The organism is Kitasatospora sp. NPDC043950, assembly GCF_056435345.1.
The window spans coordinates 195,170-221,164 of the sequence record NZ_JBWKER010000004.1; the positions used below are offsets into that span (position 1 = coordinate 195,170).

Here is a 25,995-nt window from a genome sequence, read left to right on the forward strand (position 1 = left end):
CTTCGTCCAATGGGCAGATCTCACAGCGGACTTGGGGAGGGCTTCGGAATGGGGAGACGGGCAGGAACGGGGGCGCTGGCGGTAGCGACCGCGGGCGTGCTGCTGGTCGGGGCGTGCAGCGCCGGCGGTGCGGGCCGGGCGGGGGAGGCGGCGAAGGCGGACGCCGTCGCCCCGGCGGCACCGGCCGCCGCGCCGAGCGCCGCCGGGACGGCTCCGGCGGCGGGGGCGAGCGCCCAGCCGGTCGCGGACAACCGGCTGATCGCGTACACCGCGCAGTTGACGCTGCGGACCGGGGACGTCGCCCAGGTGCTGGCGAAGGCCCGGGAGTTGACGGCGGCCGCGGGTGGCTACGTCGGCACCGAGTCGGTACCCGGCGCGGTGGAGGGCGGGCCGGGGAGCACGGCGGGGGGCGAGGCGGGCGGCCAGCTGACGCTGAGGATCCCCTCCGCCGCCTACCAGCAGACGCTGGACCAGCTGGCCGCGCTGGGCCAGGTGGTGTCCCGCAGGAGCCAGGCGGACGATCTGACCCAGCAGGTCGCGGATGTGGCGAGCCGGGTGCAGACCCAGCAGGCGAGCGTGGAGCGGGTGCGGGCGCTGATGGGGCAGGCGAAGTCGCTGAGCGAGGTGACCACGCTGGAGGCCGAGTTGAGCCGCTGGGAGGCCGACCTGGAGTCGCTCCAGAAGCAGCAGAAGGAGCTGGCCGGCAAGACCTCGTTCTCGACCGTCACGCTGGACGTGCGCCGTGCGGCCGCCTCGCCGACGCCCACCCCGGCACCGCCGAAGGGCGGCGGCGAGGACTTCGGGGCGTCGGTCGGCTCCGCGCTGGGCGGCGGCTGGCACGTGCTGGTGGCGATCGTGCGCGCCCTGGCGGTGGGGCTCGCGGCGGTGGCGCCGTTCCTGCTGGTGCTGGGCGTCCCGGCGGCGCTGGTGTACCGGCTGCGGCGCCGGCGCCGCCCGGCGACCGCGCTGCCCCCGGAGTCCGGCCCGCGGGAAGGGCCCGCGGAGGACTGAGCGAGGACTGAGCACGGCGTGCCCCCGCCCGGTCGGGAGGGGGCACGCCGCCGGGGTCAGCGGGCGCTGGCCTCGTGGACGAAGGCGACGAGGCGGGAGAGGGCGTCCGGGTCCATGGACGGCAGGACGCCGTGGCCGAGGTTGAAGATGTGGCCGCTGGTGCCGAGGGCCTGGGCGGCGTGCAGCACCTCGCGGGCCTTGGTCTCGACGACCTTGGTGGGGGCGAACAGCACGGCCGGGTCGAGGTTGCCCTGGAGGCCCTTGCCGGGGCCGACGCGCTCGGCCGCGACGTTCAGCGGCACCCGCCAGTCGACGCCGACGATGTCCGCGCCGGCCTGGCCCATCAGGCCGAGGAGTTCGCCGGTGCCGACGCCGAAGTGGATCCGCGGCACGCCGTAGGAGGCGACGGCGTCGAAGACCTTGGTGCTGGACGGCATGACCGAGCGGCGGTAGTCGTCGGGGGCCAGCGAGCCGACCCAGGAGTCGAAGAGCTGGACGGCCGAGGCGCCGGCCTCGATCTGCACCTTCAGGAAGGTGGAGGTGATGTCGGCGAGCCGGTCGACCAGGGCGGCCCACAGCTCGGGCTGGCCGTACATCATGGCCTTGGTGTGCTCGTGGTTCTTGGACGGGCCGCCCTCGACCAGGTAGCTGGCCAGCGTGTAGGGGGCGCCGGCGAAGCCGATCAGCGGGGTCTCGCCGAGTTCGTCCACCAGCAGGCCGACGGCCTCGGTGATGTAGGGGACGTCGTCGGGCTCCAGCGGGCGCAGCCGCTTGAGGTCCTCGGCGGTGCGGATCGGGTCCGCGATGACCGGGCCGACGTTGGGCTTGATCTCGACGTCGATGCCGACGGCCTTGAGCGGCACCACGATGTCGCTGAAGAAGATCGCCGCGTCCACCTTGTGCCGACGGACCGGCTGGAGGGTGATCTCCTTGACCAGCTCGGGCCGCATGCAGGACTCCAGCATGGGGATGCCCTCGCGGACCTTCAGGTACTCGGGCAGCGAGCGGCCGGCCTGGCGCATGAACCACACCGGGGTGTGCGGCACGGGCTCGTGCCGGCAGGCGCGCAGGAACGCGGAGTCGTGCGCGGCGCCGCGGCGCGCGGGGGTGGGCCTGCCGTCGGGGGTGGCCGCCGTGGTGTCTGCCGTAGTCTCGCTCACGGTCCAAATCTTCGCATGCGCCTCGGGGCGCTCTTCCCGGCCGGTCTCGTCGGTTCCTCCAAGATCTGGCCGGGTTTGCCGTTCCGGCACGCCGCTCGGACGGAAGTTGCGGCCTTAACCGCGGTTTTCGACCTAGTCTTCGGGTCATGGCAGCGGTCGGCGGGCACCCCGCGCAGGGTGGCGGAGCAGGTGGCGGAACAGGTCGGGAGGGGGCTCCGAGCGAGTTCCGGGCCGCCGTGGAGGCCCTCGACGGAGCACGTCTGCGGCCCGAGATCCAGCTCTCCCCCGCGCCGGCCCCGCGCCGGCTGGCCCCGTACGCGTTCGCGGTGACCGCCTCGGTGGAGGTGGACGGCGAGGAGCTGGCGGACGGCCGGCTGGTGCTGCTGTACGACCCGGCCGGGCAGGAGGCCTGGAACGGGGAGTTCCGGGTGGTGACGATGACCCGGGCGGAGCTGGAGCCGGAGATGGCCGGCGACCCGATGCTCTCGGAGGTCGGCTGGGCCTGGCTGCTGGACTCGCTGCAGGCACACGGGGCCGGGTACGCGGAGCCGTCCGGCACGGTGAGCCACTGCGCCTCGCAGTACTTCGGCGGGCTGGCGGACCGCCCGTCCTCGACCGAGATCGAGATCCGGGCCTCCTGGACGCCGGCCGACGGCCGGTTCGAGCGGCACCTGGCGGCCTGGGGGGACCTGCTGTGCATCAGCGCCGGCCTGCCGCCGGCCGCGCCGGCCCCGCAGGCGCCGGCCGATGTGCCGTCACTCGGTGGGGTGGTCCCGATGCCCGCGCGGCGGCGTCCTCGTTCGCACTGAGGAGTGGCGCACCGGGCCGGGCGGCCCCGACCGCCCCGATGCCACCCCCAGGGCTGACGGAGTGTGACTTCGAACCCGCTCTGGGTCAATTAACCGGCTGAAACCGACCGATCAGCACCAGATCTGATCGATTTTGTGCGAATTCAGGACGGGTCGTATCACTCATATGCGCGATTTGTCCGTATTGTTACTCACTAGATCGTGATCTTTCGCTAAAGCCGGGCACGGTAGCTGCCGAAGCAGACTGTGACCCTTTCCGAACGCGGAACACTCCGACCGCCCCCTCGGGGTTCCGTCCGCCACTCCCCGCAGGAGGCCTGGTGTCGGTCCTTCTTGAGCACCCCGCAAACGTGGTCGCCTACCGGCCGACCAAGCCCACCGCCATGGTGGTCATCGCCGATCCCCGTGTCCGAAACACCGTCACCCGCCACCTGTGGGCGCTCGGCGTCCGGGACGTGATCGAGGTGTCCTCGATCGCCGAGGCCCGCCCCCGGGTCTCCACTCCGCGCGACATCTGCGTCGCCGACGTACACCTGCCGGACGGCTCCGGCCTGACCATCCTGGCCGAGACCCGCGCCGCGGGCTGGCCCAACGGCCTGGCCCTGTCCGCCGCCGACGACATCGGCGCCGTCCGCAGCGCGCTGGCCGGCGGCGTCAAGGGATACGTCGTCACGGGCACCCGCACCAACGTGGCGATGCCCGGCCGCCCGGGTCTGCCGCTCGGCGCCGCCGGGCTGGCCGGGCGGATGCGCCGCCCCGGCATGCCGGGCATGCCGGGCGCCGTGGGTGCGCCGGGCGCCCACGGAACCCACGGAGCCCCCGGTGCGCCCGGTGCGCCGGGCACGCAGCAGTCCGCCTACCGCGAGCTGTCGGGCCGTGAGGTCGAGGTGCTGCGGCTGGTCGCCGAAGGACAGTCGAACAAGGCGATCGGGGTGGCGATGGGCCTGTCCGCGCTCACCGTCAAGAGCCACCTCGCCCGGATCGCCCGCAAGCTGGGCACCGGCGACCGCGCCGGGATGGTCGCGGTCGCGCTGCGCACCGGCATCATCCACTGAGTCCTCGGACGGACCCGCCACGGCGGTCGAGGAGGAACGTTTCCTCCTCGGCCGCCGTAGCCGTGCCCCTCGGCCACCGCCCGGGCCCCGTGGCATAGTCACGGACCCGGTCTGACCAGTCCGACAACACTCCCGGCCGCGAGGACCGTCGTACCCTTGGTGGGTGACCGACGCCGTAGCAGCCATCCCAGAAGAAGCAGCCCCGGTCCCGCTCCTCGAACCGAAGGAGGGGATCCCGCCCGTCGTGGCGGACGAGCAGGCGCTGGCCGCCACCGTCGCCGCCTTCGCCGGGGGCACCGGACCGGTCGCCGTCGACGCCGAGCGGGCCTCCGGCTACCGCTACGGGCAGCGCGCGTACCTCATTCAGCTGCGCCGTGCGGGCGCCGGCAGTGCGCTGATCGACCCGATCGCCTGCCCCGACCTCAGCGGCCTGGGCGACGCCCTCGCCGACACCGAATGGGTGGTGCACGCGGCCACCCAGGACCTGCCCTGCCTGGCCGAGGTCGGCATGAGACCCCGGCAGCTGTTCGACACCGAGCTGGCCGGGCGGATCGCCGGCTTCGCCCGGGTCGGCCTCGGGCCGATGACCGAGAGCGTGCTCGGGCTGAGCCTGGCCAAGGAGCACTCCGCGGTCGACTGGTCCACCCGCCCGCTGCCCGAGCCGTGGCTGCGCTACGCCGCTCTGGACGTCGAGGTGCTGGTCGAGCTGCGCGACGCACTCGAACAGGAGCTGGACGCCCAGGGCAAGCTCGGCTGGGCCCTGGAGGAGTTCGCGGCGATCGCCGCCGCACCGCGCCCGGCTCCGCGCACCGACCCGTGGCGCCGCACCTCGCAGCTGCACAAGGTCCGCCGGCGCCGCCAGCTGGCCGTGGTGCGCGAGCTGTGGCTGGCCCGGGACCGGCTGGCGCAGGAGCGCGACGTCTCGCCGGGCCGGGTGCTCTCGGACGCCGCGATCGTCAACGCCGCACTGGCCATGCCGCTGAACATCGCCGCGCTGCAGGGCGTCCAGGGCTTCGGGCCGCGGGTGCACCGGCGCCAGCTGGAGCAGTGGCTGGCGGCCGTCCAGCGGGGCCGGGAGGTCCCGGAGAACCAGCTGCCGCCGGCCTCCGCGCCGCACGACGGGCCGCCGCCGCCGCGGGCCTGGGCCGAGAAGGACCCGGTGGCCGCCGCCCGGCTGTCCGGGGCGCGCGCCGCGGTCGCGGACCTCGCCGAGCGGCACAACCTGCCGGCCGAGAACCTGATCACCCCGGACCTGGTGCGCCGGGTCTCCTGGGAGCCGCCGGCCGATCCGGCCGCCGCGGGCGTGGCCGCCGCGCTGCGCCGGCTCGGCGCCCGGCAGTGGCAGGTCGACCTGGTGGCGCCGGTGGTGGCCGCCGCGTTCGCCGAGGCCGCGGCCGCCCAGGACTGACCTGGAGCGCGTCCGGAGGGGGTGCCGTCCTCGTGACGACACCCCCTTCGGCGTATTCGGGGTCCGTCTTTCGAACTCCGCCGGTCGGACGTGTCGCGGGACACACGGGGTGAACCCTCCGTGAGGCCTGGGCAGGTTGGTTACCGACCGGTAGCATGACGGTGAAGCGGCGCCGCTCGGGTCTTCACCGGCGGCAGCCTGCCCACCTCAAATGTTGGTCCCTGGGAGGAGAGCCCCCGTGCCTCGTACCGTGAGGGACGTCGTCTTCGTCGATGGCGTCCGCACCCCGTTCGGCAAGGCCGGCCCGAAGGGCATCTACCACGAGACGCGCGCCGACGACCTGGTCGTCAAGTGCATCCGGGAGCTCGTGCGCCGTAACCCGAACCTGCCCGTCGAGCGCATCGACGAGGTCGCCATCGCGGCCACCACGCAGATCGGCGACCAGGGTCTGACCATCGGGCGCACCGCCGCCCTGCTGTCCGGCCTGCCCAAGTCCGTCCCCGGCTACTCGATCGACCGCATGTGCGCCGGTGCGCTCACGGCCGTGACCGCCACCGCCGGCGGCATCGCCTTCGGCGCGTACGACGTGGTCGTGGCCGGCGGCGTCGAGCACATGGGCCGCCACCCGATGGGCGAGGGCGTCGACCCGAACCCGCGCTTCGTCTCCGAGAAGCTGGTCGACGAGTCCGCCCTGTTCATGGGCATGACGGCGGAGAACCTGCACGACCGGTTCCCGCACCTGACCAAGGAGCGCTGCGACGCCTACGCCGTGCGCTCGCAGGAGAAGGCCGCCAAGGCGTACGCCAACGGCGACATCCAGCCCGACCTGGTACCGATCTCGATCCGCAACACCAACCCCGAGGTCGGCGAGACCGGCTGGGGCCTGGCCACCGTGGACGAGCCGATGCGCCCGGGCACCACGATGGAGAGCCTGGCCGGTCTGAAGACCCCCTTCCGCCCGCACGGCAACATCACCGCGGGCAACTCGGCCGGCCTCAACGACGGCGCCACCGCCTCGCTGCTGGCCGCCGAGGACGTCGCCGAGGAGCTCGGCCTCCCGGTCAAGATGCGCCTGGTCTCCTACGCCTTCGCGGGCGTGGAGCCCGAGGTCATGGGCATCGGCCCGGTGCCGGCCACCGAGAAGGCACTGGCCAAGGCCGGTCTGACCATCGACGACATCCAGGCCTTCGAGGTCAACGAGGCCTTCGCCGTCCAGGTGCTGTCCTTCCTCGACCACTACGGCATCGCGGACGACGACGAGCGGGTCAACCCGTACGGCGGCGCGATCGCCTTCGGCCACCCGCTGGCCTCCTCCGGCGTGCGCCTGATGAACCAGCTGGCCCGCCGCTTCGAGCAGCGCCCGGACGTCCGCTACGGCCTCACCACGATGTGCATCGGCTTCGGCATGGGCGGGACCGTCATCTGGGAGAACCCGCACTGGAGCGGAGCGGAAAAGTCGTCCGAGCTCGAGGGTGGTAAGTGAACATGACGAGCACCACTGAGCTGCTGCAGCACGGCGCCGAGCTGTTCCCCGGCGAGGTCGTCACGACCGCGCACGTGCGCCACCTGGACCTGCCGCTGCAGGCCGGCAAGCTGGCCCTGATCACCCTGGACAACGGCTTCGACCACACCAAGCCGACCACCTTCGGCCCGGGCTCGCTGCTGAAGCTGTCCACCGCGCTGGACCAGGTCGAGGCCGAGGCCGCCGAGGGCAAGGTCGTCGCCGTCGCCGTCACCGGCAAGCCGTTCATCTTCGCGGTCGGCGCCGACCTCAAGGGCGTCGAGCTGCTCAAGGAGCACGCGGACGCGCTGGCCATCGGCAAGGGCGGCCACGAGGTCTTCAAGCGGATCGCCGCGCTGCCCGTCCCCTCCTTCGCCTTCTACAACGGCGCGGCGATGGGCGGCGGCGTCGAGGTCGGCCTGCACGCCACCTACCGCACGGTCAGCGCGGGCGTCCCGGCGTTCTCGCTGCCGGAGGTCTTCCTGGGCCTCGTCCCCGGCTGGGGCGGCTGCACCCTGCTGCCGAACCTGATCGGCCCCTCGAAGGCGATCAAGGTCATCATCGAGAACTCGATGAACCAGAACAAGCAGCTCAAGGGCAAGGACGTGTTCGAGCTGGGGATCGCCGACGCGATCTTCGAGCCGGCCGACTTCCTGGAGCAGTCGCTGCTGTGGGCCGCCAAGGTCCTCAAGGGCGACGTCGTCGTCGAGCGCGAGGAGATCGACCGCGGCAAGGCCTGGGACGACGCCGTCGCCTGGGGCCGCCTGGTCGCCGACGCCAAGGTGCACGGCGCCGCGCCGGCCGCCTACAAGGCGCTGGACATCATCCAGCAGGTCAAGGACTCCGACCTCCAGGCCGGCTTCGACGCCGAGGACGCGGCCCTGGCCGACCTCATCATGAGCGGCGAGCTGCGCAGCGGCATCTACGCCTTCAACCTGGTGCAGCGCCGGGCGAAGCGCCCGGTCGGCGCGCCGGACAAGTCGCTGGCCCGCCCGGTCAGCAAGGTCGGCGTCGTCGGCGCCGGTCTGATGGCCTCGCAGCTGGCGCTGCTGTTCGCCCGCCGTCTGGAGGTGCCGGTGGTCCTCACCGACATCGACCAGGAGCGCGTCGACAAGGGCGTCGGCTACGTCCACGCCGAGATCGACAAGCTGCTCGGCAAGGGCCGGATCGGCCAGGACAAGGCCAACCGTCTCAAGGGCCTGGTCAGCGGCTCGCTCGACAAGGCCGCCGCCTTCGGCGACGCGGACTTCGTGATCGAGGCCGTGTTCGAGGAGATGGGCGTCAAGCAGACCGTCTTCGCGGACCTGGAGAACGTGGTCTCGCCGACCTGCGTGCTGGCGACCAACACCTCCTCGCTGTCGGTCACCGAGATGGCCTCGAAGCTGAAGCACCCCGAGCGGGTCGTCGGCTTCCACTTCTTCAACCCGGTCGCGATCCTGCCGCTGCTGGAGATCGTCCGCGGCGAGCAGACCGACGACGCCTCGCTGGCCACCGCCTTCGGCGTCTCGAAGAAGCTGAAGAAGACCTCGGTGCTGGTCAAGGACGCCCCGGCGTTCGTGGTGAACCGGATCCTGACCCGCTTCATGGGCGAGATCCAGACCATCATCGACGAGGGCACCCCGATCGCCACCGTCGAGAAGGGCGTCGAGCCGCTCGGCCTGCCGATGTCCCCGATCGTGCTGCTGGAGCTGGTCGGCCCGGCCATCGCGCTGCACGTCTCGGAGACCCTGCACGGCGCGTTCCCGGAGCGGTTCGCCGTCTCCGAGAACCTCGGCAAGGTGGTCAAGGCCGGCAAGCGCGGCTTCTACACCTGGGTGGACGGCAAGCAGGTCCTCGACCCCGAGGTGCTGGAGCTGCTGACCTTCGGCGACACCGTGCTGACCAAGGAGCAGGTCCTGGACCGCGCCCTGGAGGCCGTGGCCCAGGAGATCGGCCTGATGCTGGAGGAGGGTGTCGTCGCCGAGGCGCAGGACATCGACCTCTGCATGATCACCGGCGCCGGCTGGCCCTTCCACCTGGGCGGGATCACCCCGTACCTGGACCGTGAGGGCGTCTCGGAGCGGGTGAACGGCAAGCGCTTCCTCGCCCCCGGCGTGGCTTCGGTGCCCGCGTAACGCGTAGCGCCCCCGCACATGCCGGAGCCCCGGTGACCTGGACGGTCACCGGGGCTCCGGCATGTGCGGGGGCGGTCAGCTCTTCTTGAGGCGGTAGACCACGGTGTCGGCGAAGACGCCGACCATCTCGTAGTGGGTGTCCAGCAGGTTCTCGATCCGCGGGACCAGCACCGGCTGGTACGGGGCGATGCCGGAGTCGTCCACCACGACCTCGGGCAGGTTGTCGGCGAGCTCCTTGTCGAAGGTCTGCCAGGCGTTGCTGACGCTGAACTGCTCGCCCACGTTGGCGTTGCCGTCCTTGCCGCCGCTGTAGTTGGTCAGGAAGCCGGCGGTCAGGTAGCGGGTGGCGGGCTTGCGGTCGGCCAACCAGTACAGCTCGGGGTGCATGCCCCAGACCAGGACGGTGTCCTTGGGGGTGGTCTGGGCGGCGACCGCGGTGGCGACCTCGGTGGTGCGGTCGAGCCGCTCCCCCGGCCAGGCCAGGGCCAGCGCCCAGAAGACCGTCGAGGCGACCGTGGTGTACACCAGGACGGGCTTCCAGCGGACCGCCGAGGTGGCCACCGCCCCGGTGCCCAGCAGCACCAGCGGGGGGATCAGCTGTAGGTAGTAGTGGCCGAAGAAGTGGAAGCCCACGCTGACCGCGACGACCGAGGAGGCCAGCCAGACCCACAGGTCGCCGGTGGAGCCGTGCTCCTCCCCGGCGACGGGCAGCGGACGGTGGCGGTGCTTGAGCCAGAGCCGGCGCCCGACCGGGAGCAGGAAGCCCAGCCCGGCCGCGACCAGGATGGCCGAGTTGCCGAGCGCGCGGCCGATCATCTGGAGCCAGGCGCCGCCGAAGGAGGCATAGTCCCCGCTGCCGGTGACCACCCAGAACAGGAAGCCCTTGGGCTTGGTCAGGATGACCGCGACCAGCGCTATCGGCAGGATGAAGCCGAAGCCGATCTTGAACAGGGCGGGCGGCCAGCGCACCCCGCGCCGGCGGGCGTCCTGGAACAGCATCCAGAGCACGGGCAGCAGCACCGCGCCGCCGGTCTGCTTGGTCAGCGAGCAGAGCGCCACCGCGATGCCCGCGGCCAGCCAGCGGCGGCGCTCGGCGTACCGGAACGCGGCCACCATGGCGGGCAGCATGAAGACCTCGAAGGTCGCCGCCTGGGTGTCCTCCGGGGAGAGCCCGATGGAGACCAGCAGGTAGAGCAGCCCCGCACCGGCCCCGGCCCGGTTGCCCCAGCGGCCGCGGGCGATGGACGCCAGCAGGATCGCGGTGACCAGGTGGGCGCCCACCGCCAGGGTGCGCAGCGGCCACAGCGAGGCGGAGCCGAAGATCGTGAAGCAGGCCTGGTAGAGCCAGGGGAGCAACGGCGGCTTGCGGTCCACCACGGTGTCGTACAGCACTCCGCCGTCGGCCAGCATCCGGGCCTGGGTGGCCAGGAACCCCTCGTCGGGGCTCCAGACGGGCCGGGCGAAGGACGGGATGTGGGTGAGCAGTGCGACCAGCGCGAGCACCGGCACCAGCCTCGTCCAGTACCCGGTCTGCACATGGGTACGGACGCGCTCGGGCAGGCGCTCGGCCATTCCGGCGAAGCGGAAGCGGGTGGGGGTGGGCACGGATGACAACCTACCGGGCGGGATCGGCGCGGGCGGCGCCGGTCCCGCCTTTCGGTGCGATTGTCAGCTTGTTTCGTGACGAACTGTTACGGAGTTACGACGAACGGTCGTCGGTGGAACGCGTTCCGGGCCCGTTCTCAGGCCTCGACCCGAGCCGCGTCCAGGCCGGCGACCAGGGCCGTCACCTTTCGGGCGATGTCCGGGGCGTTCAGGCCGATCTCGGCCAGGATCTCGTTCCGGCTCGCGTGGTCCAGGAACTCCTGCGGAATCCCGAAGTCGCGCACCGGCAGATCCACGTCCGCGTCGCGCAGCGCCTGCGCCACCGCGGCGCCGACACCGCCCACCCGGCCGTTGTCCTCGATCGTGACGACCACCCGGTGCTCGGCCGCCAGGCCCGGCAGGGCGGCGTCCACCGGCTTGACCCAGCGCGGGTCCACCACGGTGGCGGTGATGCCCTGGGCGGCCAGCAGGTCCGCGACCTCCAGGCTGGTGGCGGCCATCGCGCCGACCGAGACGACCAGCACGTCCGCGCGGTGCGTGCCGCCCGGCTCCTCGGCGGCGCGCAGCACGTCCATGCCGCCGATCCGGCCGACCGCCGGGACGGCCGGGCCGACGGTGCCCTTGGAGTAGCGGACCACGGTCGGGGCGTCCTTGACCTCGACGGCCTCGCGCAGCTGGGCGCGGACCTGGTCGGCGTCGCGCGGGGCGGCCAGCCGCAGGGTCGGGACGATCTGCAGCATCGACATGTCCCACATGCCGTTGTGCGAGGCGCCGTCGTCGCCGGTGACGCCGGCCCGGTCGAGCACGAAGGTGACGCCCAGCCTGTGCAGGGCGACGTCCATCAGGACCTGGTCGAAGGCCCGGTTCAGGAAGGTCGCGTAGACCGCGAAGACCGGGTGCAGCCCGTTGGTGGCCAGGCCGGCGGCGCTGGTGACGGCGTGCTGCTCGGCGATGCCGACGTCGAAGATGCGGTCCGGGAAGGCCTCGGCGAAGGGCGCGAGGCCGACCGGGTGGAGCATGGCGGCGGTGATGCCGACGATGTCGTCCCGCTCGTGGCCGAGCGCGACCATCTCCTCGGCGAAGACCGAGGTCCAGCTCCGGCCGCCGGCGTTCTTGATCGGCAGGCCGGTCTCCGGGTGGATCTTGCCGACCGCGTGGAAGCGGTCCTCGTCGTTGTTCTCCGCGGCGTGGTAGCCGCGGCCCTTCTCGGTGAGGCAGTGCACGATCACCGGGCCGCCGAAGCCGCGCGCCTTGGTCAGCGCGGACTCCAGGGCGGTCAGGTCGTGGCCGTCGATCGGGCCGATGTACTTGAGGCCGAGGTCCTCGAACATGCCCTGCGGGGCGATGAAGTCCTTGAGGCCCTTCTTGGCGCCGTGCAGCGTCTCGAACAGCTGCTGGCCGACCACCGGGGTGCGCTGCAGCGCGTCCTTGCCCCAGGAGAGGAAGCGCTCGTAGCCCTGGGTGGTGCGCAGGGTGGCGAGGTGGTTGGCCAGGCCGCCGATGGTCGGCGAGTAGGAGCGCTCGTTGTCGTTGACGACGATGACCAGCGGGCGGTCCTTGGCGTCGGCGATGTTGTTGAGCGCCTCCCAGGCCATGCCGCCGGTGAGCGCGCCGTCGCCGATGACCGCGACGACCGGGTCCGGCTTGCCGAGGATCTTGTTGGCCTTGGCCAGGCCGTCGGCGTAGGAGAGCACGGTGGAGGCGTGCGAGTTCTCGATCACGTCGTGCTCGGACTCGGCGCGGGACGGGTAGCCGGACAGGCCGCCCTTCATCCGCAGCATCGAGAAGTCCTGGCGGCCGGTGAGCAGCTTGTGGACGTAGCTCTGGTGGCCGGTGTCGAAGAGGATGCGGTCGCGCGGCGAGTCGAAGACCCGGTGCAGCGCGATGGTGAGCTCCACCACGCCGAGGTTGGGGCCGAGGTGGCCGCCCGTCTTGGCGACCTCGGTCACCAGGAAGGTCCGGATCTCCTGGGCCAGTGTGGCCAGCTGTCCCGGCGTGAGCCGGTCGAGATCACGCGGTCCCCGAATGCGGGTCAGCAGGGCCACCCGTTCCTCCTCGTTCAGTGTTCGCGGACCGCGGGCGGTCCGACGGGCGTCGCTGCCCGGTCTGGCGGCGGGCCGGCGGTCGCGGCCGGTGCCGACCGGTCGAGTCTAATGTCCGCTTGCCGGACACCGAGCGGCGCGCCCGGTGCCACCGACCCGTTACCGCCATTCCCGGAGGTCGGCCCGGGGGTCGCGCGTCACCCTGGATTGACGAATGGACGTTCGGGAACGATCCGGGCCGCAGCGGCTCAGCCCCGCCCCAGCGCCCCGGACTCCCCCATCTCGCTCATCACCAGGGCCAGCGCGCCGAGCACCTCGGCCCGGCCGCCCAGCGTGCCGGGGACCACCGAGAGCTGGCGGGCGGCGCTCGGGATGGCGTAGCGGGCCACCGAGTCGCGGATCGGGGAGAGCACCAGCTCACCGGCCTCGGCGAGGTCGCCGCCGAGGATCACCCGGCGCGGGTTGAGCAGGTTGCACAGGGTGGCGACGCCGGTGCCGATCTGCCGGCCGGCGTCGGCGATCACCCGGCGGCAGCCGAGGTCACCCTGATGGGCCAGCTCGACCACCCGGGGCAGGGTGAGGTCCGGGCCGAGGGTCGGGGTCAGCAGGGAGAGCAGGTAGCGGGAGCCCACGAAGGTCTCCAGGCAGCCGCGGTTGCCGCAGCGGCAGACCGGCCCGGCCTCGTCCAGGGTGATGTGCCCGATCTCACCGGCGGTGCCGCCCGGCCCACGGTAGATCTGGCCATTGACCACCAGTCCGGCGCCGACCCCGCTGGCGACCTTGATGTACGCGAGGTCGCTCAGCCCCCGCCCGGCCCCCCAGACCAGTTCGCCGAGCGCGCCCAGGTTGGCGTCGTTGTCCACGTGCACCGGCATGCCGAGCCGTTCGGCCAGCTCCCGGCCCGGGGCGATGCCCGTCCAGCCGGGCAGGATCGCGGTGGAGCCCAGCGCACCGGTCTCCACGTCGATCGGGCCGGGCACGCCGAGGCCGACGCCGATCACCTTCTCCGGGCGGAACCCGGCCTGCCGGAGCAGCCGTTCCACCATCGCCTCGGCCCGGTCGAAGCCCTGCGCGGCGGAGACGTCCACGTCGATCGGGGCGCTCTCCTCGGCGAGCACCCGGTGCGCGAGGTTGCCGACCGCGACCCGCAGGTGGGTGTGGCCGAAGTCGATGCCCACCACGATGCCCGCGTCCCCGCTGAGCGAGACGCTGCGCGCCCGCCGGCCGCCGGAGGAGGTGTCGGCGACCACGACGGTGCCGCTCTCCTTCAACTCCCGCACGATGTTGGAGACGGTGGCCGCGGACAGACCGGTGCCGCGGGCGATCTCGGCCTGGGTCAGCGAGCCGGCCGTCCGCACCGCGCGCAGCACCCGCTCCAGGTTCGCCCGGTGCAAGGACGACTGCGAGCCCGGTGTGTCCGTCGACATGATCCACCCTCCCAGGGCGGGGACCCCTCCGCCGGGACGTCCCCTTCAACTCCTGAAGGGTAGGGCCTGTGCCGCGGATCGGCGCTGATCGGGCCGGGACGGGGCGACGGGGACCGGCGGCGGGCCCGGGAGCGCGCGGGGGAAAGTGGCGGGGGGAGGTGGCGGGGGAACGGACGGAAACGGGCCGACGGAGTCCTGGGTTCGACCGAAAAACACCCACCACTAGCATGGTGCCCTATCTCACGCGTCCCCCCGGACCGCGGGGCGGTATCGGCAGGGGGACGCTTCCAGGAATGACGGGGAATCAGATGGCAGGGGATCACCCTACGCCGGGGGCAGGCGCAGTGCCGGGCAGCGGCCCGCAGGACAATCGGGGCGTCTCGTTCGGGCGCCCGCCCGGCGGCGTGGATCCGGCCGCCGTGGCGGACCAGGTGACACAGCTCGACGGCGCGGCGATCCCGGGCCCGGCCTCGCCCGCCGGGCCGCCGCCGGCCCAGCCGCCGGCTCCGCCCGCGCAGCCGCCCGCCGCCGGTGCCGGTGCCGGTGCCGGTGCCGGTGCCGGCTACCAGCCGTACGCGCCGACCGCGGCCGCCTTCCCCGGCCAGGCTCCGCCGCCGCCGGCCGGGGCGCCGGTCGGCCCGTACGACCCGATGCCCGGTGGCGCCTACGGCGCGCCGGACGGCGGGCAGGCCTACGGCGCCGGCTACGGATACCCGCAGCAGCAGCCCGGGTACTACCCGGGCGCGCCGCTGCCCCCCGCGCCCAAGCAGCGCAACCCCGTGATGCTGTGGGGCGGGATCATCGGCGGCGTCCTGGCGATCGCCATCGTCGCCGGGCTGGTCGTGCTCCTCAAGGGCAACGACCCCGACCCCACGCCGAACGCCAGCTCCGGCGGCACCACCACGTCCGGTGGCGCCACTTCCGGAGGCACCGTCACCAACGCCCCGACCGCCGACAGCACCAGCGGCAGCACCACCGGTGGCACCACCGGCGGGGCCGGCTACAACATCGCCTGGAATGCCCCCAAGGCCGCCAACGCGGACAGCGGCTCGCAGCTGCTCGGCATCTGGGGCAGCGACAAGGTCGCGGTGCGCGCCGACAGCACCGGCATCCGGGCGTTCAACACCTCCGACGGCAAGGAGGCCTGGAACATCCCGGTCCCGGCCGGCAGCAAGGAGGTGTGCACCGCCTCCTACTCGGCCAACTCGAAGAACATCGCCGCCGTCTCCTTCAACACCGGTGACAGCGACTGCTCCACCATCGGCGCCGTCGACGTCAGCCAGGGCAAGCTGCTCTGGAGCGTCAAGGTCTCCACCGACCGGATGTCCTCGCCGACGCTCAGCGTCACCGACAAGGTGGTCGCCATCGGCGGCAACGTGGTCGGCGGCCTGAACATCGACAACGGCTCGGCCGCCTGGCAGTTCCAGCCGCGCGACAAGGACTGCAGCCTCTACGGCCGCGCGGCCGGCAGCCAGATCGCGGTCAGCGACCGCTGCTACGGCGGCTCCGGCCCGAAGTCGCAGCTGGTCATCGTGGACGCCGACAGCGGCAAGGCCGCCAGCACGCCGATCACCCTCACCGGCAGCATCGAGCGGATCGACAAGGTCGTCCAGGACCAGCCGCTGGTGCTGCTGATGAGCAGCGGCCCCAACGGCGACTACATCCTGCCGTTCGACAAGAGCAACAAGCCCGGCAACCAGATGTCGGTCAAGGAGCCCGGCGCGGACAGCCTTCGGCTGTCCGGCCAGTCCGACGCCTACAGCCAGAACGTGGTCAGCGGCACCACCCTGTACGCCCAGATCACCGGCGCCAAGTCGGCCGTCAACGCGTACGACCTGACCACCGGCAAGCGGATCTGGTCCGCCGCCAGCGCCACGTCCAACCAGGACATCCGGCTGGTGTCCGGCACCGACAAGGACGGCAAGGTCCGCGCCATCGTCAGCCAGGGCTACAACAAGCCCGCCCGGCTGGTGACGCTCTCGCCGGCCGACGGCTCGATGACCGACCTCGGCACCATGGCCATGCCCAACGGCCTGGACATCGGGATGAGCATGTCCGAGTACGTCCTCTCCAGCGACGGCAGCGCCGTGTACGCCTTCCGCCGCGGCAGCTCCGACGCGCCGCTGACCAAGTGGAAGAAGTGACGGCGGGGGGCTGAGCACCCCTCGGACACGAGCCCTCGCGGCTCGTCCTGGCGGGGCGGGAACGGGCGATCTGTCCGGACCCGCCCCGCCTGCGATTTTTCCGGGAGCCCGTCCGTTGGGTCATGGGAGGATTCGCCCCATCAGCCTGACGAAGGAGTGCAGCGAGTGCCCGGCACCAACCTGACCCGCGAGGAGGCCCGCACCCGGGCCGACCTCCTCCACGTGGACGCGTACGACATCGAGCTCGACCTGAGTTCGGCCCGCGAAGGAGGCACCTTCCGGTCCACCACCGTGGTCCGGTTCACGGCCACGACCCCCGGCGCGGACACGTTCATCGACCTCGTCGCGCCGAGCGTCGAGGAGATCACCCTCAACGGCGCGCCGCTCGACCCGGAGAGCTTCGCCGACAGCCGGATCCCGCTGCCGAACCTGGCCGCCGAGAACGAGCTGCGCGTCGTCGCCAACTGCGCCTACACCAATACCGGTGAGGGCCTGCACCGGTTCGTCGACCCGGTCGACGGCGAGACCTACCTGTACACCCAGTTCGAGGTGCCGGACGCCCGCCGCGTCTTCGCCTCCTTCGAACAGCCCGACCTGAAGGCCGCGTTCGCGTTCACCGTGACCGCCCCCACCGGCTGGGTCGTGGTCTCCAACTCGCCCACCCCGACCCCGGTCGGCGAGGGCGCCTCGCAGGTCTGGACGTTCGAGCCCACCGGCCGGATCTCCACCTACATCACCGCGCTCGTCGCCGGCCCGTACGTCGGCGTCTTCGACACCTACGAGAACGGCGCGCAGAAGGTGCCGCTGGGCGTCTACTGCCGCCCCTCGCTGCGCGAGTTCCTGGACGCCGAGGACATCTTCGCCGTCACCAAGCAGGGCTTCGACTACTTCCAGGAGAAGTTCGACTTCCCCTACCCGTTCGCCAAGTACGACCAGCTGTTCGTCCCGGAGTTCAACGCCGGCGCGATGGAGAACGCGGGCGCCGTCACCCTGCGCGACCAGTACGTGTTCCGCTCCAAGGTCACCGACGCCGCCTACGAGGCCCGCGCGGCGACGATCCTGCACGAGCTCGCCCACATGTGGTTCGGCGACCTCGTCACCATGGAGTGGTGGAACGACCTCTGGCTCAACGAGTCCTTCGCCACCTTCGCCGAGGCCGTCTGCCAGGCCGAGGCCCCCGGCTCCAAGTGGCCGCACTCCTGGACCACGTTCGCCAACCAGATGAAGACCTGGGCCTACCGGCAGGACCAACTGCCCTCCACCCACCCGATCATGGCGGACATCAACGACCTGGAGGACGTCCAGGTCAACTTCGACGGCATCACCTACGCCAAGGGCGCCTCGGTGCTCAAGCAGCTGGTGGCGTACGTCGGCCAGGACGCCTTCTTCCAGGGCGTGCAGGCCTACTTCAAGCGCCACGCCTGGGGCAACACCCGACTCACCGACCTGCTCGGGGCCCTGGAGGAGGCCAGCGGCCGCGACCTGCGGACCTGGTCCCAGGCCTGGCTGGAGACCGCCGGCATCAACGTGCTGCGGCCCGCCATCACGCTGAACACCGACGGCGAGATCGAGTCCTTCGCCGTCCTCCAGGAGGCCCCCGCGCTGCCCACCGGCGCCAAGGGCGAGGCCGTGCTGCGCCCGCACCGCATCGCCATCGGCCTGTACGAGCTCGCCGACGGCGCGCTGGTGCGCACCGACCGGATCGAGCTCGACGTCGACGGCCCGCGCACCGAGGTGCCCGAGCTCGTCGGCCGGCACCGCCCGGCCGTCGTGCTGCTCAACGACGACGACCTCTCGTACGCCAAGATCCGGCTCGACGAGGACTCGATGGCCGTCGTCACCGAGCACCTCGGCGGCTTCACCGAGTCGCTGCCGCGCGCCCTGTGCTGGGCCTCCGCCTGGGACATGACCCGCGACGGCGAACTCGCCGCCCGCGACTACCTGGCGCTCGCCCTCTCCGGCATCGGGCGGGAGAGCGACATCGGCGTCGTGCAGTCCGTGCAGCGCCAGGTCCGGCTCGCCCTCGACGCCTACACCGACCCCGACTGGCGCGAGCAGGGCCTCGCCCAGTGGGCCGCCGCCGCCGAGGAGCACCTGCGCGCCGCCGAGCCCGGCAGCGACCACCAGCTCTCCTGGGCCCGCACCCTCGCCTCCGTCGCCCGCACCGACGGGCAGCTCGGCCTGCTCGCCGGCCTGCTCGACGGCACCGCCGAGATCAAGGGCCTCGCCGTCGACACCGAGCTGCGCTGGACCCTGCTCACCCGGCTCTGCGCCACCGGGCGCGCCGACGAGGCCGCCGTGACGGCCGAGCTGGCCCGCGACAACACCGCGGCCGGCCAGGAGCACGCCGCCACCTGCCGCGCCGCCCGGCCCACCGCCGAGGCCAAGGCCGAGGCCTGGACCGCCGTCGTCGAGTCGGACACCCTCACCAACTACGTCCAGGAAGCGACCATCGCGGGCTTCCAGCAGTCCGACCAGCAGGAGCTGCTCGCGCCGTACGCGGCCAAGTACTTCGCCGCCGTCAAGGAGGTCTGGGAGACCCGCAGCCACGAGATCTCGCAGCAGATCATCGGCGGGCTGTACCCGGCGCTGCAGGTCACGCAGGCCACCGTGGACGCGACCGACGCGTGGCTGGCCGAGGCCGAGCCGGCCCCGGCGCTGCGGCGCCAGGTCGTCGAGGCCCGGGCCGGGATCGAGCGCGCGCTCAAGGCCCAGGCGGTCGACCGGGCGGCGGGCGCCGGCCGCTGACCTGCCGAGGCGCCCGGCGGGGTCCCGGTCGGGGTCCCGACGGGCGCCTCGGGGCTCCGGCGGGGCGCCGTCGGGGCGCCGTCGGGCGCCGTCGGGCGCCGTCAAGGTGCGCTGGAAACGCCTGAAGGGGCACCGGAGATCTCCGGTGCCCCTTCAGGGTCGTGCAGGTCCTGGTGGACGCGGTGGTTACTTCTTCTTGCCCTTGCCCTTGCCGTACGGCAGGCCCGCGAGGGCGGCGATGATCACGAAGGCGGCGATCGGGATCAGCACGTACAGGCCGATGGTCTGGCCGACGCTCAGGCCAGGACCCGGGTCGTCGCCGTCGTCCCTGGTGAAGGCCATGGCGGGCGACGACAGCAGCATCATCAGCGTGACCGTTGCGGAGACCGCGCCGGCTCGCAAAGCGTTCCTCTTGTCCACGTTTCCAACTTACCCGCCGCTTATGACCCCCCGCGCGTCGGGGTCGGCCTTCCGGAAGGGGGCCGTCCGCGGTGCCGGGGTCAGGCGGCGGGGCCGCACGGCGGGGTCAGACGGCGGGGTGGGCGCCGGGCGGGGCCAGCAGGTGGGCGAGCAGGCGGGCGGCCGGGGTGGCGGCCAGCCGGTCGAGGGTGACCGGGTCGCCGGCCCCGTCTGCGACCGGCAGGCGCCAGTTCGGGTACTGGTCCCAGGTGCCGGGCAGGTTCTGCGGGCGCGGATCGCCGACCAGGTCCGGCAGCCAGACGCCGACCAGCTCCGCCGGGGTCGCGCGCAGGAAGCGGTACAGCACCGGCATCGACAGCGGCTCGCCCGGCGCGAGCAGCCCCCGCGCGGTCAGCTCGGCCCGCCAGTCCGCCAGCTCGGCCACCGCCTCCTCCTGCTCCTCGCCCAGCGGACGGGCCAGCAGCCCGAGCCGGTGCCGCAGCTCGACGTGCTCGCCGGAGAGCCGGGCGGCGGTGCTCGGCAGGTCGTGGGTGGTGAGGGTGGCCAGGCAGCCCGGGCGCCAGCGGTCCGGGGCGAGGATCTCCCCCGCCCCCTGCCAGTCCCGCTCGAACCAGAGCACGGAGGTGCCGAGGATCCCGCGCGCCGCCAGCTCCTCCCGGACGCCCGGCTCCACCGTGCCCAGGTCCTCGCCGATCACCGCCGTCCCGGCCCGGTGCGCCTCCAGGGCCAGCACGCCGAGCATCGCCTCGGCGTCGTAGCGGACGTACGCGCCCTCGGTCGGCGGGTGGCCGTCCGGCACCCACCAGAGCCGGAACAGGCCCATCACGTGGTCGATCCGGACCGCGCCCGCGTGCCGGGCCGCCGTGCGCAGCAGCTCCGCGTACGGGGTGTAGCCGGCCGCCGCCAGCGCGTCCGGGCGCCAGGGCGGCAGGCCCCAGTCCTGGCCGTGGGCGTTGAAGGCGTCCGGCGGGGCGCCGACGGAGATGCCGCCGGCCAGCACGTCCTGGAGCGCCCAGGCGTCCGCGCCGTCCGGGTGGACGCCGACGGCCAGGTCGTGGATCAGGCCGACCGGCATGCCGGCCTGCCGGGCCGCGCGCTGGGCCTCCGCGAGCTGCCGGTCGACCTGCCAGGCGAGCCAGCGGTGGAACTCGACCCGGTCGGCGAGCTCCCGGGAGGCGTGCCCCACCTGTGGGCCGTCCGGGTGACGCAGCCCCTTCGGCCAACCGTGCCAGTCGGCGCCGTGCGCCTCGGCGAGCGCGTTCCACAGCGCGTGCCGGCGCAGCCAGTCGCCCTCGCGGCGCTGGTAGGCCTCGTACGCGGCCTGGCGGCCGGGGCCGCGCGGCACCTCGTGCAGCAGTTCCAGCGCCTCGCGCTTGAGCGCCCAGACGGCGTCCCGGTCGATCAGGCCGTCGTGCCCCAGCACCTCGTCGCGCAGCCGGGCGGCCCGGCGGCCCAGCTCCTCCGCCTCGGCGCGCTGGTCGCCCGTCAGGTAGGCGTACTCGGGGACGGCCTCGACCCGCAGGTGCACCGGATCGGCGAAGCGGCGGGAGGAGGGGCGGTAGGGGGACGGGTCGGTGGGGGCGGCGGGGGCGGCGGGCAGCGCCTGGTGCAGCGGGTTGATCTGGACGAAGCCCGCGCCGAGGCCGGCGCCCGCCCACTGGGCCAGCTCGGCGAGGTCGCCGAGGTCGCCCATGCCCCAGGAGCGGTCGGACAGCACGGAGTACAGCTGGGCGAGGAAGCCCCAGCTGTAGCCGGGCAGCGGGGGGAGCTTCTCCGGTGCGACGATCAGCGCCGCCTGGGCCTTGCCCTCGCCGCACTCCGCCCTGAGCACGTGCCGCCCGAGCGGCAGGTCCGGCGGCAGCCAGTGCGAGTGGCCGCGCGGCAGCTCCCACACCCCGCCGTCCTCCAGCTCCACGTGCAGCCGCGCGTCGGCCGGCACGTCCAGCGCCGTCCGCCGCCCTTGACGGACCACCACGCAGGGCGGCAGCAACCGGGCCTGCTGCGCGGCCCGGTGACGATCCAGCGCCTCGCGCGCCTGCTCCGGCGTCCCCGCCGCCACCCCGAGGGCCGCCAGCACCGCGACCAGCGTTCGCGCCCCCACGGCCACACCCCCCGGCCCGGGGTACCGGGTGTCCACCCCGTACGCCTGCGCCAGCGCCACCAGTTCGGGCGGTGGCGGCGGCGCGTCCTGCGTCGGCACCCTCAGCCCGTCGGCTCCGTCACGGTCGAGATAAGCGGCCACTCGCGGCTCCTGCGATGTCTCGGCAACGCCTGGTCAGGACGACCACAGTCCTACCCGGGTGATGGCCCGACGACGCTGCGCGACACGACCGCGCGGGTGGATCGGCCTGCCGGCCGGGGGCTGCCGCGGCCCCGGACCGAATTCTCGAACCGGGGCAGACCAGGCATAGCGGGCGGTCGCGTTGACACCGGGTTGGGTAGCTGGTGGGGTTGCGGCGATGTGGTCCAGGCCTGGCGAGGAGGCTCCTGTGGAAGCCCGAGTGTCCGTTGTGGCCGGGCGGCGGCTGCGGCAGCGGTTGGAGCGGAGTGCGGCGTTGCGGGAGGTGCTGTACCACCCGGCGGCGCTGGCGGCGCGGCGGGCCACGGCGCGGACGTGCCGTCAACTGGCGCCCAGGACGGCGGACCGGCTGATCGCCGGTCTCAAGGGGACGGAACCGCTGCTGGCGTCGGGGCGGGCGGAGCGGGCCCGGCGGGCGGCGGGGCGGCCGGGGCGGCGGACCCTGCAGATCGCGGCGGGGGTCGCGGCGGCGGCGGTGGTCGGCGGGCTGCTGGCCGGGCCGGTGTCGTCGGCGGCGTACGCGGCGTCGGCGGGGCCGGACGTGGTGAGCAGCGCGCCGCAGACGCCGCTGGGGAGCATGACGAACCCGCAGGTGTTCCCGCGGCCGCAGGAGCAGACGGTGGCCGGCAAGCCGGTCGCGGTGCCGGCCGTGGTGACGCTGGTGCCGGCACCGGACGCGGACCTCGGGGCGTTGGACGCCGTCCGGGAGGTGCTGGAGATCGCCGGGGCGACGACCGTCACCCCGCAGCCGGACGCCGACGCGCCGGCCGCCGGGTCGCTGGTGGTGTACGTCGGCGGACCGGCCGAGGCCGCCGACGGCGGGACGGACCGGACGCTGCGCGCGCTGTCCGCCGCGGCCGGCGGCAAGGACGGCGCCGCCCCCTCGACCGCGGGCATGCCGGCCGGTGGGTACGTGCTGTCGGTCGGTCAGCTGCCGGCCCAGGGCGGCGGGACGTACGGCGCGGTGGTGCTGGCGGGCGCGGACGCGGCGGGCACCTTCTACGCCGTGCAGAGCCTGCGCCAGCTGCTCGCCGCCGTCCCGGCCGGGCAGGGGCAGGCGCCGGGCGCCGCCGGGCTGGGCCTGCCCGGGATCACGCTGCGGGACTGGCCGAGCGGCGCGCCGGTGCGCGGCACCGCGGAGGCGTTCTACGGCAGCCCGTGGACCGCGCAGCAGCGGCTCGACCAGGTGGACTTCCTCGGCCGCTCCAAGCAGAACTTCTACCTCTACGCTCCCGGTGACGACCCGTTCCGGCTCTCCCGCTGGCGCGACGCCTACCCCGCCGCCCAGGCCGACGAGCTGCGCGAACTGGGCGCCGCGGCCCGGCGCAACCACGTCACGCTCGGCTACGCGATCGACCCGGGGCAGTCCCTCTGCTTCAGCTCCGGCAAGGACGTGAACGCGCTGGTGGCCAAGCTGGACGGGCTGCGCAAGCTCGGCTTCACCGCCTTCCAGCTCCAGTTCCTGGACGTCAGCTACGACGAGTGGCACTGCGGCGACGACCGCGACACCTACGGCACCGGCCCGGCCGCGGCCGCCAAGGCGCAGGCCGCGCTGGTGACCAAGGTGAGGGACCGGCTGATCGCGCGCAACCCGGGCCTGGCGCCGCTGTCCGTCGTGCCCACCGAGTACCACAAGCAGGGCGTCACGCCGTACCGCAAGGCGCTGGCCGCGGCGCTGCCGGACGGCGTGCAGGTGGCCTGGAGCGGGGGCGGGGTGATCCCGGAGAAGATCACCGGCGCCCAGGCCGCCGAGACCGGCGACCTGTACGGCCACCCGCTGGTCACCATGGACAACTACCCGGTCAACGATGCCAGCCCGGACCGGCTCTTCCTCGGCGCCTACACCGGGCGCGAACCGGAGGTGGCCACCCGCTCGGCGGTGATGCTCACCGGTGCCATGCAGCAGCCGATGGCCTCCCGGATCGCCCTCGCCACGGCCGGCGACTTCGCCTGGAACCCGGCCGGCTACCGGCCGGAGGACTCCTGGCAGGCCGCGGTGCGCTCGCTCGCCGGCCCGACCGGTGCCGGCAGCACGCCCGCCGGCACCGCCCTGTCCGCGGTCACCGCGCTGGCCGGCAACAGCTCCTCCTCGCCGCTGTCCCAGCAGGAGTCCGGCTACCTGACGCCGCTGCTCGACCGGTTCTGGGCCGCCGCCGAGCCCACCTCGGGCACCGCGTCGGACCTCGCCAAGCTGATAGAGGCCGCCGCGCCCCTGCGGGACGCCTTCGCCGCGATGGCCACCGCCCAGCAGACCCTCGCCGGCACCCAGGCCACCGCCCAGCTCGCCGCCGAGGCCGCGCCCTGGCTCGCCCCGCTGCACGACTACGGGCTGGCCGGGCAGTCCGCGCTGGACATGCTGCTGGCCCAGCACGGCGGCGACGGCGCGGCCGCCTGGAAGGCCCGGGTGGAGCTCAACCGGCTGCGCGAGCAGCTCGCGCAGAGCCCGGCCACGATCGGCGCGGGCGTGCTCGACCCGTTCCTGGAGCGGGCCGTCGGGGCCGCCGACAACTGGGCCGGGGTGGCCGGCGGCGGGATCACCCCGACCACCACCATGGGCACCGCGCACGACCACCTGCCCGCGCTGATGACCGACGGCGTAGCCGACACGTTCTACTGGAGCTCCGCTCCCCCGCAGCCCGGCGACGCGGTCGGCGTCGACCTCGGCGGCGGGCGCCCGGTCGGCGCCGTCACCGTGCTGATGGGCTCCTGGGGCAACGGGCCGGACGGCCGGAGCGCGGTCGACGACTACCTCCACGACGGCGTGCTGGAGTACAGCACCGGCGAGGGCGGCTGGAAGCAGCTCGCCGTGGTCAAGAACCAGAAGTCGGTCAGCGCCAAGCTGCCGGCCGGCTCGGTGGTGCGGGCCGTGCGGCTGCGGGCCACCGCCGCCCAGAAGACCGCCGTCGCGGTGCGCGAGTTCACCGTCACCGCGCCCGACGACGCCCCCGCCAGCGTCACCGGCGGCCCCGCCGCGCTGCCCGGCTCCTCGGCGTCCGCGGTGCTGGACGGCAATCCGGACACCGCGTACCGGGCCGCCAAGCCGCCCACCGCGCAGGACGAGCCGCTCACCGTCGAACTGGGCGCCGCCCGCCCGCTCGACCGGCTCACCGTGCTCACCGACCCGGGCGTGCACGCCACCGCCACCGTCTCGGTGCGCCGCTCGGACGGCGGCTGGACGGACATCGGCACCGTGCAGCCCGGCTACAACGAGCTGCCGGCTGGCGGGCAGGCCGCCGACGCGTTCCGGCTGGCCTGGAAGCCGGGCGGCGACCCGCCGGTGGTCAACCAGGTGATCCCCTGGTACGCGGACGTCCCGGCGGCCCGGCTCAGCCTGTCCGACCCGACCCTGGACGTGGTGACCGGCGCCGCCGCGCCCGCCCAGACCCGGGCCACCGTCGAGGCCGGCCGCCCCGAGGGGACCAGCGGCGAGCTGCACACCGAGGTGCCGGCCGCGGCCAAGGGCCTGACCGTGACCCCGGCGGCCGGGGTGACCGTGCCGCGCGGCGGCCGCATCGGCGTGCCGCTGCTGGTCAGCGCCGCTCCCGGGACGCCGTTCGGGACGTACCAGGTACCGGTGCAGTTCGCGGCCGGCGCCACCACCGTGAAGCAGGTGCTCCAGGTGCGTGTGGTGCCGCCGACCAGCGGTCCGGACCTGGCACTCGGCGCGAAGGCCACCTCCTCGGGCGACGAGACGCCGAACTTCCCCGCCTCGGCGGTCACCGACGGTGACCCGAAGACCCGCTGGTCCTCCCCCGCCAAGGACGACGCCTGGGTGCAGCTGGAACTTCCGCAGGCGACCCACCTGGGCGCGGCGGTGCTGCACTGGCAGGCCGCGTACGCCGCCGCCTACAGGCTCCAGGTCTCGGCGGACGGCACCACCTGGACCGACGCGGCGACGGTGGACAACGGCAAGGGCGGCGACGAGACCGTGCGCTTCGACGCTCCGGACGCCCGGTTCCTCCGGGTGCAGGGCGTGGCCCGGGCCAACAAGTACGGCTACTCGCTGTGGGGCGTCGAGCTGTACGCCGTCACCCCGCCGCCCCCGTCGCAGCCGCCGGCCGTCCCCCCGGCCCAGCCGGGCGGCGGCGCCACCACCGCGCCCACGGCCCCGACCACGGCCCCGACCGCTCCGAGCACCCCGGCCACGCCCCCGGCGAGCGGGACTCCGGGCGGGACGACAGGCGGGACGACGGGCGGGACACCGCCGCCGAAGCAGTAGCCGCCGCCTCCCCCACCGGACAACGCGGCGGGC

15 protein-coding genes are annotated in these 25,995 nt (G+C 73.6%); 9 read left to right on the forward strand and 6 right to left on the reverse strand.

What is annotated here, in order from left to right; translation table 11 throughout:
- Positions 1 to 48: 48 nt before the first annotated feature.
- Positions 49 to 1,011, forward strand: coding sequence for a DUF4349 domain-containing protein (locus AC07BF_RS04485; protein WP_478332912.1), 963 nt, complete (start codon positions 49 to 51; stop codon positions 1,009 to 1,011).
- Positions 1,012 to 1,067: 56 nt separating this feature from the next.
- Here the strand turns inward: AC07BF_RS04485 and hemE are convergent, their stop codons facing one another.
- Entirely contained in the window at positions 1,068 to 2,171 is a 1,104-nt protein-coding gene (gene hemE / locus AC07BF_RS04490; protein WP_063349474.1) for a uroporphyrinogen decarboxylase, read from the reverse strand.
- A gap of 146 nt (positions 2,172 to 2,317) precedes the next feature.
- Here hemE and AC07BF_RS04495 point away from each other — a divergent pair, with 146 nt between their 5' ends.
- From AC07BF_RS04495 to AC07BF_RS04515, 5 genes are all read left to right on the forward strand, one after another.
- Positions 2,318 to 2,980 carry a DUF3000 domain-containing protein gene (locus tag AC07BF_RS04495; RefSeq protein ID WP_363368843.1) on the forward strand — a complete coding sequence of 221 codons (663 nt, stop codon included), beginning with the start codon at positions 2,318 to 2,320 and terminating at the stop codon, positions 2,978 to 2,980.
- Between the two features lie 320 nt (positions 2,981 to 3,300).
- Positions 3,301 to 4,035: a response regulator transcription factor gene (locus AC07BF_RS04500; protein ID WP_063349472.1), complete on the forward strand. Its 735-nt coding sequence runs from the start codon at positions 3,301 to 3,303 to the stop codon at positions 4,033 to 4,035.
- Positions 4,036 to 4,198: 163 nt separating this feature from the next.
- Positions 4,199 to 5,443 carry an HRDC domain-containing protein gene (locus tag AC07BF_RS04505; RefSeq protein ID WP_363580384.1) on the forward strand — a complete coding sequence of 415 codons (1,245 nt, stop codon included), beginning with the start codon at positions 4,199 to 4,201 and terminating at the stop codon, positions 5,441 to 5,443.
- Between the two features lie 238 nt (positions 5,444 to 5,681).
- Positions 5,682 to 6,926 (forward strand): thiolase family protein, encoded by a 1,245-nt coding sequence (locus AC07BF_RS04510; RefSeq protein WP_363580382.1) that lies wholly within the window; start codon positions 5,682 to 5,684, stop codon positions 6,924 to 6,926.
- 2 nt (positions 6,927 to 6,928) lie between these two features.
- On the forward strand, positions 6,929 to 9,058 hold the full coding sequence (locus AC07BF_RS04515; protein ID WP_400807418.1) for a 3-hydroxyacyl-CoA dehydrogenase NAD-binding domain-containing protein: 2,130 nt from the start codon (positions 6,929 to 6,931) through the stop codon (positions 9,056 to 9,058).
- Between the two features lie 75 nt (positions 9,059 to 9,133).
- On the opposite strand, the gene AC07BF_RS04520 is transcribed toward AC07BF_RS04515, so the two are convergent.
- From AC07BF_RS04520 to AC07BF_RS04530, 3 genes are all read right to left on the reverse strand, one after another.
- Positions 9,134 to 10,663 (reverse strand): ArnT family glycosyltransferase, encoded by a 1,530-nt coding sequence (locus AC07BF_RS04520; RefSeq protein ID WP_363580378.1) that lies wholly within the window; start codon positions 10,661 to 10,663, stop codon positions 9,134 to 9,136.
- 137 nt (positions 10,664 to 10,800) lie between these two features.
- Complete coding sequence (dxs, locus tag AC07BF_RS04525; RefSeq protein ID WP_478332913.1) at positions 10,801 to 12,708, reverse strand: 1-deoxy-D-xylulose-5-phosphate synthase; 1,908 nt, start codon at positions 12,706 to 12,708, stop codon at positions 10,801 to 10,803.
- 245 nt (positions 12,709 to 12,953) lie between these two features.
- On the reverse strand, positions 12,954 to 14,132 hold the full coding sequence (locus AC07BF_RS04530) for an ROK family transcriptional regulator (protein WP_063349467.1): 1,179 nt from the start codon (positions 14,130 to 14,132) through the stop codon (positions 12,954 to 12,956).
- 419 nt (positions 14,133 to 14,551) lie between these two features.
- On the opposite strand from AC07BF_RS04530, the gene AC07BF_RS04535 reads away from it, so the two are divergent.
- Together AC07BF_RS04535 and pepN are read left to right on the forward strand one after the other, a co-directional pair.
- Positions 14,552 to 16,276 carry an outer membrane protein assembly factor BamB family protein gene (locus AC07BF_RS04535; RefSeq protein ID WP_478332914.1) on the forward strand — a complete coding sequence of 575 codons (1,725 nt, stop codon included), beginning with the start codon at positions 14,552 to 14,554 and terminating at the stop codon, positions 16,274 to 16,276.
- A 165-nt stretch (positions 16,277 to 16,441) separates the two neighbouring features.
- On the forward strand, positions 16,442 to 19,024 hold the full coding sequence (gene pepN, locus AC07BF_RS04540) for an aminopeptidase N (protein ID WP_363580372.1): 2,583 nt from the start codon (positions 16,442 to 16,444) through the stop codon (positions 19,022 to 19,024).
- Between the two features lie 186 nt (positions 19,025 to 19,210).
- Here the strand turns inward: pepN and AC07BF_RS04545 are convergent, their stop codons facing one another.
- Together AC07BF_RS04545 and malQ are read right to left on the reverse strand one after the other, a co-directional pair.
- On the reverse strand, positions 19,211 to 19,444 hold the full coding sequence (locus AC07BF_RS04545) for a hypothetical protein (protein WP_363580370.1): 234 nt from the start codon (positions 19,442 to 19,444) through the stop codon (positions 19,211 to 19,213).
- 106 nt (positions 19,445 to 19,550) lie between these two features.
- Positions 19,551 to 21,686 carry a 4-alpha-glucanotransferase gene (gene malQ, locus AC07BF_RS04550; protein ID WP_478332915.1) on the reverse strand — a complete coding sequence of 712 codons (2,136 nt, stop codon included), beginning with the start codon at positions 21,684 to 21,686 and terminating at the stop codon, positions 19,551 to 19,553.
- Between the two features lie 259 nt (positions 21,687 to 21,945).
- On the opposite strand from malQ, the gene AC07BF_RS04555 reads away from it, so the two are divergent.
- Positions 21,946 to 25,962: a beta-N-acetylglucosaminidase domain-containing protein gene (locus tag AC07BF_RS04555; RefSeq protein WP_478332916.1), complete on the forward strand. Its 4,017-nt coding sequence runs from the start codon at positions 21,946 to 21,948 to the stop codon at positions 25,960 to 25,962.
- The last annotated feature ends 33 nt before the right edge of the window (positions 25,963 to 25,995 follow it).